Origin of the sequence: Enterobacter sp. DSM 30060, from assembly GCF_013375955.1 — a bacterium.
Classification (GTDB): Bacteria; Pseudomonadota; Gammaproteobacteria; order Enterobacterales; family Enterobacteriaceae; genus Enterobacter; species Enterobacter intestinihominis.
On record NZ_CP056118.1, the window covers coordinates 3293627 to 3306589 of the forward strand.

Genomic DNA, 12963 nt, shown 5'->3' on the forward strand with positions numbered 1-12963 from the left:
TTATTTATTAACTATCCTTTCAATCATAGCGTAACGAACCGATAATGCAGTTGCTAACGCATTGAACGCTAAAGACGGAGAGGAAGTATGCAATTTTCAACAACACCAACCCTGGAAGGTCAACCCATTACCGAGTACTGCGGCGTGGTCACCGGTGAGGCGATTCTGGGCGCCAACATCTTCCGGGACTTCTTTGCTGGCATTCGGGATATCGTCGGCGGGCGCTCCGGTGCCTACGAGAAAGAACTGCGTAAAGCGCGTGACATTGCGTTTAAGGAGCTGGGCGAGCAGGCCAAAGCGCTGGGCGCGGATGCGGTGGTGGGCATTGATATCGACTACGAAACGGTCGGGAAAGATGCCAGCATGCTGATGGTGAGCGTAAGCGGCACGGCGGTGAAAACCCGTCGATGAAGCGTTCGCTCTCAACCCTCCTGCTGGCATTGTTGCTGGCAGGATGCGCCTCGGAAGAGGGCATTGTTGATAAAGGCGCGTACGAACTTGATACGCGCCATCAGGCGCAGGCGGCCTACCCGCGCATAAAGGTGCTGGTGATCCATTACACCGCCGATGATTTCGACACCTCGCTTGCGACCTTGACCGATAAAAACGTCAGCTCTCACTATCTCATCCCCGCAAAGCCCCCAGCTCCGCAGGGCAAACCGCGTATCTGGCAGCTGGTGCCGGAGAGCGAGCTGGCCTGGCATGCAGGTATTAGCTTTTGGCGTGGGACCAACCGCATAAATGATACCTCCGTCGGCATTGAGCTGGAAAACCGCGGCTGGCGGAAAACCGATGGTGTGAAAACCTTTACCCCCTTCGAACCGGGGCAAATTGCGGCGCTGATCCCGCTTGCCAGAGACATCATCGCCCGCTACGACATTAAACCGCAGAACGTTGTGGCCCATTCGGATATCGCCCCGCAGCGTAAAGACGACCCTGGCCCGCTGTTTCCGTGGCGCGAGCTGGCGCAGCAGGGCATCGGAGCCTGGCCCGAACCGGCGCGGGTAAATTTTTATATCAACGGGCGACCGCATTATCAGCAGGTTGATACCGCAGCACTGCTCGATCTGCTGGCGCGCTACGGTTACGAGGTGCCAGAAAACAGCACGCCTGCACAGCAAAAACGCATCATCATGGTGTTCCAGATGCATTTCCGTCCGCAGTTATGGAATGGCGTAGCGGATGTTGAAACCATGGCGATTGCCGAAGCACTTTTAGAGAAATACGGGCAGGGGTAAACCTTTGGCTTACCCCCAAATGAGTATATTTCCGCAAGTTTCTATTAGATTAATCCTAAGTACAATCTCATTTCATTTTTAGTTAATTGACTTAAAATTATTCGGATTTAAGATGGACACATAGCACGCTAAGCAATTTAGCGAATAAAAAACTTTACTCTTTTTTTTATTCTTGAGTTTTTCATCAGGAAAATATTTATGGTTCGGTATGAATGCCGTTGCCATGTTTTTTTAAAATCACATCTTAAAACGGGTATAACAATGTTAAGCATCTATGGAAAAAAATTACGTCCGCAACATGAAATGGAAAAGATTATTTCTGCAACCTCATGCGTTGAAGAAAGAACGTTAAAAAAATGGCAGAAGATTTCCACTGCTGATTCCGGTTTAATTCATATTATCGTCAGCGGCGAAGTCGAATTTCGACGTGACTCTGACGAACTGTGCTTGTTCACCGTTACCGGGCAATGCATTTTCGGCCTGTCGTCGATGTATTACAACGCCACCCATATGTACGGCCTTGTTCGGTCGAATACGGTTGTTCGCTCGATCAAGAAAGAGGTCTTCGCCCAGCTGATGACCGAGAAAAACCTGTGGCCTGAACTGACAAAAGTGCTTTCCTGGTACATATGCCTGATGAGCAAGCGCGATGATATTCTGGTCGCTCGCAGCGCATATTCTGTTGTTCGCGAATTTTTATATGAGATCAACGACCTGATTGTACAGCATCAGCGTGATATTAACGTTTATGATTACATTCAGGAATACACTAACCTGGCACGTAGCACCATTATTAAAATCCTCTCCGATCTGAAAAAAAGGTCAATATATTGTGGTGGAAAAAGGTCGACTGCTTAACCTCACCGCACTGCCTGAAAAATATTAATGCCTACTCCCGCCGGTCTCCTTTATCACTGAAAGGGGAACGGCTGTTTTCACTGTTTTTAACACTTGCTTGTGAATTATCCTGCGTTTCGTCAACCGGCGGTGCGGGAATTTTTCCTTGAGAATAATCCTGCTCCTGCTCTTTTAATGCCTGTTTAAATAATTCCGTCAATGATGACTCTTCACTGCTCGTGCTGGCGGGGGCGGTATCGTGCTCATGCGCCTCAGTTCCGGGTAGGGTATCCCGCGAGGGGTCTTGCGGCACCGCGCCGTCGGGCGCCTGCTGCCAGTCGGCATCATCACTGATGATCGGCAGATCCTGCATCGGTGGAACATCAACAGGCACTGGCGCAGCTTTAGGCTGCGGATGCGGGAACGGTTTACTCACGTACACGTAGTGCATCTCCGAAAGCTGGGTTTCCGGTTTGGCAACGCTGGCGTTGACCGGTTCAGGCGCCGGGTGGCGCATGTTCCAGTAGACATGCATATACAGGCCGACAACCAGCATGGCGCAAAGGCCGACCATCCATAATGCTGTTTTGCCGAAAACGTTTTTCAGGCTGGGGAGGCGGTACGAAAACCAGACCGCTTCCCCGGTTGTATAGCTGCGCTGGGCCGCAAGGCAGATGGTCGACATTAGGCTTTCTTCTCCTGCATTTTTGCGTCCGGGGTAGTGCGGGTGGCCTGAATCAGTACGCTCGGCGTGCTGTTGGTTACGCGCATCAGCTGCATCAGCGTTTCTTCGCCGGGGATGCCATCCACGTGCAGATGCATTTTTTGCTGAAACTCACGGGTGCGTTTCATCATCTCAGCGGTCCAGATCCGGGCATGCGTTTCGGGCTGGTTCAGCGCCAGGCTTAACTGCTGATCGAGCCAGGCCATGTCTTTGCTGTCGCTGGCCGCGCCGATCGCGTCTTTTCCTTCCGGTGTCAGGCGGTGCAACTGGGTGAAGTTGCCGGTCGCATGCCGGTTAAACCAGCTGCGGCTCACCTGCCAGGTCCGGTTATTCATTAACAGGTCAATTGATGTATCTCCGACCCTGGCGACCACCGCATAGTTAAGGTGACCGCTGGTTTTCAGTTCACTGACCCACGGATACCCTTCCTGCGCCAGCGTCTCCGGCGACGCGTTCCCCTGTTTACACATCAGGTTCACTTTAGCGGCGTTCTGGCACAGCGCATCTTCGGCCGAGGCGTCATATCCCCACATCAGATAGAGCTGGTGCATCGCATCCGGCTGATTAACCATTTCATTGTCGATAACCGGCACCACGGGCGCCTCCGTTTTTCGCGTCGGCTGTTTCCAGCTGACGGGGACCGGCAGCTGGATGGGAAGGTGCCCGCTGATGGATGAGGTTAAATACCAGCCGCAGGCGGCAAACAGCACCGAAGCGAACAGCCCCACGGTTGCCAGACGCTTACCGTGTTTTTTCGCGGGCAGGATCTCTCCCGCCGCCAGGCGTAAATGACGCGGGCTGACCTGCGACGCGCGTTCCGTCCAGGCAGCGAGCATTGACAGGTGCGCCAGTTCGTTAAGTTTGCTGATGTTGCCTTTGGTCAACGTGTGCATTTTGCGCACGCGGGCCGGCGTTAACGGCGAATTTTCACAGCCGTGTTCTTCGCATTGCGCCTGCACATAGCTCAGGAATTCGCGGCAGGTCAGGGGGCGCAGGACATGACGAGTGTGTGTATATTCGCGCAGTTCAGGTTGCTTAAGCAGGATTTCCTGATCCGCAGTGCCCGTCAGCACCACGGAGAGCCGGAAGTTCAGCTCCTGGGCTCGCGTGAGCAGCGTACCCAGGACTTCACGGCAGCTCTCTTTCATGGCTTCGGCGTGTGAAATCACCAGCACTCTGGTTTTCGCTTTTCCCTCGTGCCACTGGCGCAGGATGGCATCCACCGCCTGCAGGCGATTCTTGCTCTCTTTCGTTACCGGATTGAGCTTGTACAGCAGGCTACTGGCACTCAGTTTGGGAAACGCATTGATAACAAGGACGTTACTGTGGCGGGTTTTTAGCGCATCGCTGAAGTGACCCAGAAGCGGGGCGTCGTCGCAAAAGAGCCCGATAATTCCCGCCTGCTGGGTTTTCTCTTTCAACAGGTTGAACACATCCTGATGATAAGGCACCAGAAAATCCCCGGATAAACGGGCGATCGATCTGAATGGCGGATTTTTAAAATTAAAGTGGCTCTGATACATAACGACTTACCGTCTCTGATTAGGAATAGCAACAGCATCAGAAAGTAAGGTAACGCCCCTGAACGGTCAATTTGCAAACAGGGTAAAAATATCCTGCTGGCAGCGTCTAACATTTGGATTTTATACGGTCAATATTTTTCTTTATGAAAGTTAGCGGCGAAGTCAGTGGTCGCATTTGCACCAGCTTATTACTATTTTCATCCATATTGGCGCAGTATGACGCTGCTTATTTTTGCTTTGCTATAGGCCGGATAAAAAATGAGGTTCTCATTTCTTTCACGGTGGATAACGCCTTGTATTATGTTTGTGCTGCTGATCTTTTGCGGCCAGCAAGGGTATCTCACCTTTAAAGATTATAAAAAAGTTATGAATAAGTTGGCTAATGCCGATCAACAGCCGCTGAAAAAAACGCGCGAAGAGAAATCCTTTACGCTTTTTACGGCAGCCGTGCGTCAGGAAATCTTACCGGGTGCGGAGAAAGCCCCGCTGGCAGCTGAAATCGAAGGTATTGTGAACAGCGATGACGCCTGGCTCTCCTTTGCTGTCATCAAAACGCCAGGCGGTCAGAGAAGCTACCGTGAGGGTGAACCTCTCTCTGGATTTAACGACGCATTTATTCAGGAAATAAACAAAGATAATGTGGTGGTTAATTATGAAGGTACTACGCAGATTCTGGCATTAAATAAACCGGACTATTTTAAGGGTGGCGTGGATAGCGGCCCGGTAACGAAATCGACAAAAGATGTTGGCGCAGAGAGTGTGCATCTTGATGATTATCTGGTGTTAAAACCCATAACTGAAAAGGGCCGACTGGAAGGCTACAGGATAAACCCAAGGAATGCCTCCGCCTTTTACAGCCAGTCAGGTCTGGAAAAAGGCGATGTGGCGGTTCAGGTTAACTCTGTCGATATGACCGATGAAGCAAAAGCGAAAAGCATTATTGCCAACTGGTCAAAAATGAAAGAAGCGGAGGTCATCGTACGACGTCACGCTCACCTTGAAAATATTCGGATTAATGTTCTAAACAATTAAAAAGTGTGCAGACATGAAAAAAATTCCCTGGGCGTGCGTGGCGCTGACCGCATTGTCGTTATATTCCAGTTCGCTGCTTGCAGCTAACTTTAGCGCGAGTTTTAAAAATACTGATATTCGCGAGTTTATCGATACGGTAGGCCGCAATCTCAATAAAACCATTCTGGTCGATCCGTCCGTCCAGGGAACCGTCTCGGTCCGAACCTACAACGTGCTGACGGAAGATGAGTACTATCAATTCTTTCTGAGCGTGCTGGATCTCTACGGCCTGTCGGTGATCCCGATGGACAACGGCATGGTCAAAGTGGTGCGCTCAAGCGTAGCGCGTACCGCCGGTGCGCCGCTGGCAGACAGCAAAAATCCGGGCAAAGGTGACGAGATCATCACCCGCGTGGTGCGCATGGAAAACGTGCCTGTTCGTGAGCTGGCCCCGCTGCTGCGTCAGCTCAACGATGCCACCGGTATCGGGAATGTGGTCCACTTTGAGCCGTCCAACGTCCTGCTGTTAACCGGTAAAGCCTCGGTGGTGAACCGGCTGGTGGATCTGGTGCAGCGCGTCGATAAAGACGGCATCCAGCGTCGCGAAATCATCCCGCTGCGCTTTGCGTCCGCCAAAGAACTCTCGGAGATGTTGAATAACCTCAACAATGAAGAACAGAAAGGGCAGAACGCGCCGCAGCTGGCGACTAAAGTCGTCGCGGATGACGAAACCAACAGCCTGGTGATCAGCGGCGCGGAAGATGCGCGGGCGCGCACCCGTTCCCTTATTCATCAGCTGGATCGTGAGCAGAATAACGAGGGCAATACCCGCGTCTTCTACCTCAAGTATGCCAGCGCCACCAAAGTGGTGCCGGTTCTCACCGGGATTGGTGAGCAGCTGAAAGACAAGCCGGGTGCGGCCAAAGCGAAATCCGCGAGCGCCTCAACCGATCTGAATATTACCGCCGACGAGTCAACCAACTCCCTGGTGATCACCGCACAGCCTAACGTGATGAACTCCCTCGAGAAAGTGATCGACAAGCTGGATATTCGCCGTCCGCAGGTGCTTGTGGAAGCGATCATTGCCGAAGTGCAGGACGGTAACGGCCTGGATCTTGGCGTGCAGTGGACCAGCAAGCACGGCGGGGTGCAGTTTGGCTCCACCGGCCTGCCAATCAGCCAGATTAAAAATGGCACCATGAAAGGGGCAAGTTTCACTGGCCTTGCGACCGGCTTCTTTAACGGTGACTTCGGTGCGCTGGTGACCGCGCTTTCCACTGACGGCAAAAATGACATCCTCTCCACGCCAAGCGTGGTCACGCTGGATAACAAAGAAGCGTCGTTCAACGTCGGTCAGGATGTGCCGGTGCTTTCCGGTTCGCAAACCACCAGCGGCGACAACGTCTTTAACTCGGTTGAGCGTAAAACCGTAGGGACCAAGCTGAAGATTGTGCCGCAGATTAACGATGGCGACATGATCCATCTGAAGATTGAGCAGGAAGTGTCGAGTGTCGACAACAGCGCGACGGAAGACTCCAGCCTCGGCCCAACCTTCAACACGCGCACGATTAATAACGAAGTGATGGTCCACAGTGGTCAGACGGTGGTGCTCGGCGGTCTGATGGAAAATGTGACCAAACAGTCCGTGTCCAAAGTGCCCCTGCTCGGCGATATCCCGCTGGTCGGTCAGCTGTTCCGCTACACCTCGCAGGATACTTCCAAACGCAACCTGATGGTGTTTATTCATACCACCGTCCTGCGTGACGACGACAACTACAGCGCGGCCTCGAAAGAGAAATATGACCAGATCCGGGTGCGCCAGATGCAGCGAGTGGAGGAGAAAAAGCTCGGTATTGTTGAGCCGACTGACAACGCCGTCCTGCCCGCGTTTCCCTCTGCAAGCACTGGCGCCGCACCGGTGAAAACCAGCGCCACGCGCAATCCGTTTAAAGAATAGCGCGGAGGGGTAACGTGGACGAACTGAGTAAAACACTGTGTAGCAGCAGCTACGCAAAAGATAACGGCGTTCTGTTTTACAACAATGATGTCTATATCCGGGACGACACTCCTGCGCATGCTCTGCTGGAGGTGCGCCGGGTGCTGGGCCGTGCTTTCATCCCCGTCACTGTGACGCCGGAAGCGTTTGACGAGATGCTGGCCAAAATCTGGCAGCAGAGCAGCGGCGTGTCGCAGCAGCTGGTGGACGACATGGATGCGGATATCGACCTGATGGCGTTAACCGAGGAGATCCCGGATAACGAAGATCTGCTTGATAACGACGAAAACTCGCCGGTGATCCGCCTGATCAACGCCATTCTCGGCGAGGCGGTTAAGGACGGCGCGTCGGATATCCATATCGAAACCTTCGAGCGCACGCTGAGCATTCGCTTCCGCGTTGACGGCGTGCTGCGCCCGGTGCTGCAACCGGCGCGTAAGCTCGCCCCGCTGCTGGTGTCGCGTATCAAGGTAATGTCGAAACTCGACATTGCCGAAAAACGTCTGCCGCAGGATGGCCGTATCTCACTGCGCATTGGCCGCAAGGCGATCGACGTGCGCGTCTCGACCATTCCGTCCCAGTACGGCGAGCGCGTGGTCATGCGCCTGCTCGACAAAAGCAATCTCAAGCCCGACATCAACAAGCTGGGCCTGATCGATGAAGAGCTGGAGAAGTTAAAAGGGCTGATTGAGCGCCCGCATGGCATTATCCTGGTCACCGGGCCGACAGGCTCCGGTAAAAGTACCACCCTGTACGCCATTCTTTCGGCGCTGAACGGTCACGAACGCAACATCCTGACCGTGGAAGACCCGATCGAATATGAGCTGGAAGGGGTGGGGCAGACGCAGGTTAACCCGCGCGTGGACATGACCTTTGCCCGCGGGCTGCGCGCTATTCTGCGTCAGGACCCGGACGTGGTGATGATCGGGGAAATTCGTGACGGTGAAACCGCGCAAATTGCGGTACAGGCGTCGCTCACCGGTCACCTGGTCATGTCTACGCTGCACACCAACAGCGCCGCAGGGGCGATAACCCGTCTGCGGGATATGGGGCTGGAGTCGTTTTTAATCGGTTCATCGCTGCTCGGTGTCATTGCCCAGCGTCTGGTGCGTCGGCTGTGTACGCACTGCCGGACCACCAGTCCGCTGGATGCCAATGAAAAAGCGTTGTTCAGCTTTATGGACGCGCCGCCAAAAGCGATTTATCGCGCGGTGGGGTGTGAACACTGCCGTCAGAGCGGCTATCAGGGCCGCGCCGGTATTCATGAGTTTCTGGTGGTGGACAGTACCATGCGCCGCGCCATCCATGAAGATAAGGACGAAATGTCCATAGAAACGCAGCTCTTTAAGCAGGCCTACAGCCTGCGTGAAAACGGGCTGCTGAAGGTGATTAGCGGCGTGACGTCTCTGGAAGAAGTCATGCGCGTCACCGCCGAGCGTGGGGGGGATGCGTAATGGCTTTCTACGCCTGGACGGCGACGAGTGCCGCGGGAAAAACCCAGCGCGGGACGTTACAGGCCGAGGGACAGAAGCAGGTTCGCCAGTGGCTTCGCGAGCAAAAGCTGATGCCCGTGAGTATCACCGAAACCCGCGAAACGGCGACAGGCGGGAAAGCGAAAACCGGGGGGAAGCTATCTACCCCGGTGCTGTCGATGTTTACCCGTCAGCTTTCGACGCTGGTGAACGCCGCGCTGCCGCTGGAAAGTGCGCTGAAGGCGATCTCTAAGCAGACGGAAGATAAAAAGCTGGCGGCGATGGTGGTGGAGATCCGCGAGAAGGTGGTCGAGGGGCATACGCTGTTCGACGCATTTAGCCAGTTTCCACGCACCTTCGACAAACTTTACTGCACGCTGGTGATGGCCGGTGAAAAGACCGGCCACCTGGGCGACGTGCTGGAGAAGCTGGCGGAGTACAACGAACAGCGCCAGAAGATGAAAAGCAAGCTGACGCAGGCGATGGTCTACCCGATTACCCTCACCGTGGTCGCTATCGCGGTGATCGGCATTCTGCTGGTGGCGGTGGTGCCGCAGGTGATTGAGCAGTTTACCCACATGAAACAGCAACTGCCGATCACCACCCGGACGCTGATTGCGGTAAGTGATTTCCTGCAAGCCTGGGGTATCTGTATTGTCGGCAGCCTGACGGGGGCGTTCGTCGGCTTCAAAACCTGGGTGCGAAACGTGAAAAACCGTTTTCGCTGGCACAGCTGGCTGGTGAACGGCTCGCCGATTAAAAAGCTGGTGTGCGCCATCAACAGCGCCCGCTATATCCGTACCCTGAGCATTTTGCAGGCCAGCAGCGTGCCGCTGCTGGAGGGGATGTATATCGCGATGGACGGTATTGAAAATCTCTATGCCCGTCAGGTGCTTGAGCAGGCCGCCGATACCGTACGTCAGGGGGCGTCGCTGTATGCGGCGCTGGAACAGGCGAAATTATTCCCGCCAACCATGCTGTATATGATTGCCTCCGGTGAAGAGAGCGGGGAATTAGGTAATTTAATGGATCGCGCGGCGGAAAATCAGGAATCGGCATTACAGCATCGAATTACATTAACGCTGTCGGTATTTGAACCGGCGCTAGTGGTATCCATGGCGACGATTGTTTTATTCATCGTTCTTTCAATATTACAACCGCTTCTGCAACTTAATAATATGGTAGGTTAAATCATGGCTCTAAAACGTAAAAACCTGGCTCGCCAGGCGGGCTTCACATTGCTCGAATTAATGGTGGTGATTGTTATTCTTGGCGTTCTGGCGAGTATGGTAGTGCCAAACTTAATGGGTAATAAAGAAAAAGCGGATACGCAAAAGGCGACCAGCGATATTGTCGCGCTCGAAGGCTCGCTGGATATGTATAAGCTGGACAACCACCGCTACCCGACCACAGAGCAGGGTTTGCAGGCGCTGGTGACGAAGCCGGAAATCGCACCAATCCCGAACGGCTATCGCACGGATGGCTATATTCGCCGCCTGCCGCAGGATCCATGGGGCAGCGATTATATTCTGGTCAGCCCAGGTGAACACGGTGCGGTGGACATTTTCTCTGCGGGTCCGGACGGCGAAGCGAATACTGCCGATGACATTACCAACTGGTCTCTGGATAAGAACGAGAAGTAATGAAAAATCAACGCGGCTTTACGTTGCTGGAAATTATTCTGGCGCTGGTGATATTTGCCAGCTGCGCCATGATGGTGGTGTCCACCATTCCTTCGCGCAGCGGCGCGGATATATTTGGCCAGCAATTAAAAGCGCTCGTTGATTATGGTTCAGACCGTGCGGTGATGGACGGAAATATTGTCGGGCTGGTGATCGCCACTGATAAATATCAGCTGGTGACGAGCGCGGATAAAAATGGCGAGCGTCACTGGGTGCCATTATCTGCCGGACGTATTACCACCAAAGGTGATTTTCCGGAAGAGATGCACGTGTCGCTCTCGCCGCAGCGCCTGGCCGCGACGGTGGCGTCCGAGCCACAGGTGATCTTTTTACCGGACGGTGAAATCAGCCGCTTTACGCTGACGCTGCAAAGTTACGACAAACAGCACCATTTCCGCGTGGTGTCGCAGGGTGCGGCGCCGGTATCGGTAGAAAACGATGGCTAACGACAACACAAAGCAAAAGGGGATGACGCTGCTGGAGGTGATGGTCGCGCTGGTGATTTTCTCCACCGCCGCGCTGGCGCTAATGAACTCGGTCTCCCTGAACGTGCGTTTTACCCATGGTCTGGCCGATACCTTGCAGGCCAGTTGGGTGGCGGAAAATCAGCTGGCGGAAGCGCAACTCACCAAAACCGACTTCCCGGATGCTGAGCAGCAGGGGACGGAAATCATGGGCGGGCGCAGCTGGAACTGGCGTAAGCAGCGGGTGAAAACCGCCGACAACGGCTGGGCGAACTCCATTCGCGTCTATGCGGAAGGCGATGAGAGCCAGCCGGTTATTTCCCTGCACATCATTCCGCCGGGAGAGAGCAAGTGAAGAAAACGCGACGCCAGCGCGGATTTACCCTGCTGGAGATCATGATTGCGCTGACTATTTTCGCGGTAATCAGCACCCTGGCCTGGCAAATTCTGGACGGCGCGATGCGTACCAGCTCGGCCACCGATGCCAGCGCCGCTAAGCTCAACCAGCTTCAGCGCGGCTGGAGTCTGATGGAGCGCGATTTTTTCCAGCTACAGGCGCGAGCGCCGCGTAATGAGCCAGATCTGTTCCGTCAGGAGGGCGATGCCCTTGAACTGACCACCCTGAATGGCGTGAGCGGAACGGTCCAGCTGGAGCGCGTGCGCTGGCGGCTGGAAGAGGGGCGTTTGTACCGCGACGTCTGGCAGGTCATTGACGGCCCGGTGGACGTTAAGCCTGACGAAGTGCCGATTGTCAGCGGCGTAAAAGCATTGCAGTGGCGGTTTTATCGTCAGGGCTGGCAGACAGCCTGGCACGACGCCGCCCATCTGCCGGACGGCGTGGAGGTCACGTTGACGATGGAAAACGGGGATACCTGGCGCTGGGTGTTCACCACGCCAGGGGATATGCCGGAGGTGGCCGCTGCCCCAGAGAAAGCCGCCGACGCGCCTGCGACGACTCCGGACGCAGCCCCTGCGCCTTCGTCGGAGACCAGACCATGAACCGAATCCGTCAACAAAAGGGCGTCGCCCTGCTGGTGGTGCTGATTTTGCTGGTGATGATGTCGGCGCTGGCCGCCAAAATCAGCCAGCAGTTCTGCCGTAATTTGCAGAAAACGCATTATCAGATAAGCCAGCAGCAGCTGCGCTGGGCGATGCAGGCCCAGGAAAAAGTGGTGAAGGACAGGTTACAGACCGATGCCAGCGGCGAGAGCAAGCCGCTGGCGCTGGACGGCGACTGGCATCAGCCGCTGGAGACGCAGGGAGAAGACTACACGGTCGTGAGCCAGGTGGAAGACGCTCAGGACTGCTTTAACGTCAATAACCTGTTGACCGCCGACGTCGCGCCCCAGGGGCAAAGCGCTCCCGCTGTGGCGGAAAAACCGCGTAAAGAGCGGATTGTTGAACAACTCCTGACGGAAAGCGGGCTCAGTCCGGGCACGGCGGAGGCGGTCTATTTCCAGCTGGTGGATTATCTCGATGGTGACAGCACCACGGCGAAAGAGGGTGCCGAAAGCGATGCGTGGGCTGGCGTCGTGCCCGCCCGGCAACCGGCAAACCAGATGATGCGCAGCATCGCGGAGATCAAACTGCTGCCAGCGTTCCCGGTTACGGCATATCCGAAGGTGAGCAAGCTGTTATGCGCGCTGCCGGACGCCGCCAGCAAGGTGGACGTTAACACCCTGCAACCGGAACAGGCCGCTGTGCTGGCGGCCCTGTTTCCGGGAAAATTCACGCAGGATGACGCCGTTCGTCTGCTGGATACACGTCCGGAATCGGGCTGGGAAAATATGGACGCGTTCAGCAAAGCGCTGGAGCAGACCTTCCCGCAGTTAAAAGACGATCTCCCGCAGGTGGCAGATCAATTTTCTATAAACAGCCGGTACTTCCGCGTGAATTACAGCGGCAATACCGATGAATTAACGCTTCGCGTGGTCAGCCAGCTTCAGATGAATAACGAAGCCGGTGAGATCGTGACGTGGCAGCGTCGTTACCGAATGATTGAATAAGAAAAGTAGA

General features: G+C 54.8%; 13 protein-coding genes and 1 pseudogene. 12 read left to right on the forward strand and 2 right to left on the reverse strand.

From position 1 onward, the window contains the following. The first annotated feature begins 87 nt into the window (after positions 1-87). The 3 genes and pseudogenes from HWQ15_RS15645 to HWQ15_RS15655 all read left to right on the forward strand — a co-directional run bounded on the left by HWQ15_RS15645 (position 88) and on the right by HWQ15_RS15655 (position 2124). On the forward strand, positions 88-411 hold the full coding sequence (locus tag HWQ15_RS15645) for a heavy metal-binding domain-containing protein (RefSeq protein ID WP_003858361.1): 324 nt from the start codon (positions 88-90) through the stop codon (positions 409-411). Then, complete coding sequence (locus HWQ15_RS15650) at positions 408-1238, forward strand: N-acetylmuramoyl-L-alanine amidase (RefSeq protein ID WP_023305777.1); 831 nt, start codon at positions 408-410, stop codon at positions 1236-1238. Before HWQ15_RS15645 ends, HWQ15_RS15650 begins: the two co-directional genes overlap by 4 nt. Positions 1239-1499: 261 nt before the next feature. After that, a pseudogene (locus tag HWQ15_RS15655) lies at positions 1500-2124 on the forward strand (helix-turn-helix domain-containing protein). 3 nt (positions 2125-2127) lie between these two features. Here the strand turns inward: HWQ15_RS15655 and HWQ15_RS15660 are convergent. Next, entirely contained in the window at positions 2128-2760 is a 633-nt protein-coding gene (locus tag HWQ15_RS15660) for a hypothetical protein (RefSeq protein WP_045623349.1), read from the reverse strand. Further along, on the reverse strand, positions 2760-4322 hold the full coding sequence (locus tag HWQ15_RS15665; protein WP_063149650.1) for an ExeA family protein: 1563 nt from the start codon (positions 4320-4322) through the stop codon (positions 2760-2762). The genes HWQ15_RS15660 and HWQ15_RS15665 overlap by 1 nt, the downstream gene beginning before the upstream one ends. A 300-nt stretch (positions 4323-4622) precedes the next feature. Between HWQ15_RS15665 and gspC the strand changes: the two genes are divergently transcribed. The 9 genes from gspC to gspK are packed head-to-tail and all read left to right on the forward strand — an operon-like array spanning position 4623 to position 12953. Next, positions 4623-5354, forward strand: a complete 732-nt coding sequence (gspC, locus tag HWQ15_RS15670; protein WP_063149651.1) for a type II secretion system protein GspC — start codon at positions 4623-4625, stop codon at positions 5352-5354. Positions 5355-5367: 13 nt separating this feature from the next. After that, complete coding sequence (gene gspD / locus HWQ15_RS15675) at positions 5368-7290, forward strand: type II secretion system secretin GspD (protein ID WP_023299693.1); 1923 nt, start codon at positions 5368-5370, stop codon at positions 7288-7290. A 14-nt stretch (positions 7291-7304) separates the two neighbouring features. Continuing rightward, entirely contained in the window at positions 7305-8783 is a 1479-nt protein-coding gene (gene gspE / locus HWQ15_RS15680; protein ID WP_063149652.1) for a type II secretion system ATPase GspE, read from the forward strand. Beyond that, positions 8783-9991, forward strand: a complete 1209-nt coding sequence (gene gspF, locus HWQ15_RS15685; protein ID WP_058676878.1) for a type II secretion system inner membrane protein GspF — start codon at positions 8783-8785, stop codon at positions 9989-9991. The genes gspE and gspF overlap by 1 nt, the downstream gene beginning before the upstream one ends. Before the next feature lie 3 nt (positions 9992-9994). Further along, on the forward strand, positions 9995-10444 hold the full coding sequence (gene gspG / locus HWQ15_RS15690) for a type II secretion system major pseudopilin GspG (protein ID WP_038415752.1): 450 nt from the start codon (positions 9995-9997) through the stop codon (positions 10442-10444). Further along, positions 10444-10929, forward strand: coding sequence for a type II secretion system minor pseudopilin GspH (gspH, locus tag HWQ15_RS15695; protein WP_038415753.1), 486 nt, complete (start codon positions 10444-10446; stop codon positions 10927-10929). The genes gspG and gspH overlap by 1 nt, the downstream gene beginning before the upstream one ends. Continuing rightward, positions 10922-11302 (forward strand): type II secretion system minor pseudopilin GspI, encoded by a 381-nt coding sequence (gspI, locus tag HWQ15_RS15700; RefSeq protein WP_022647591.1) that lies wholly within the window; start codon positions 10922-10924, stop codon positions 11300-11302. The genes gspH and gspI overlap by 8 nt, the downstream gene beginning before the upstream one ends. Further along, on the forward strand, positions 11299-11946 hold the full coding sequence (gene gspJ, locus HWQ15_RS15705; RefSeq protein WP_063149654.1) for a type II secretion system minor pseudopilin GspJ: 648 nt from the start codon (positions 11299-11301) through the stop codon (positions 11944-11946). The genes gspI and gspJ overlap by 4 nt, the downstream gene beginning before the upstream one ends. Further along, a complete protein-coding gene (gene gspK / locus HWQ15_RS15710) occupies positions 11943-12953 on the forward strand; it encodes a type II secretion system minor pseudopilin GspK (protein ID WP_063149655.1) in 1011 nt (336 codons plus the stop codon). Before gspJ ends, gspK begins: the two co-directional genes overlap by 4 nt. The last annotated feature ends 10 nt before the right edge of the window (positions 12954-12963 follow it).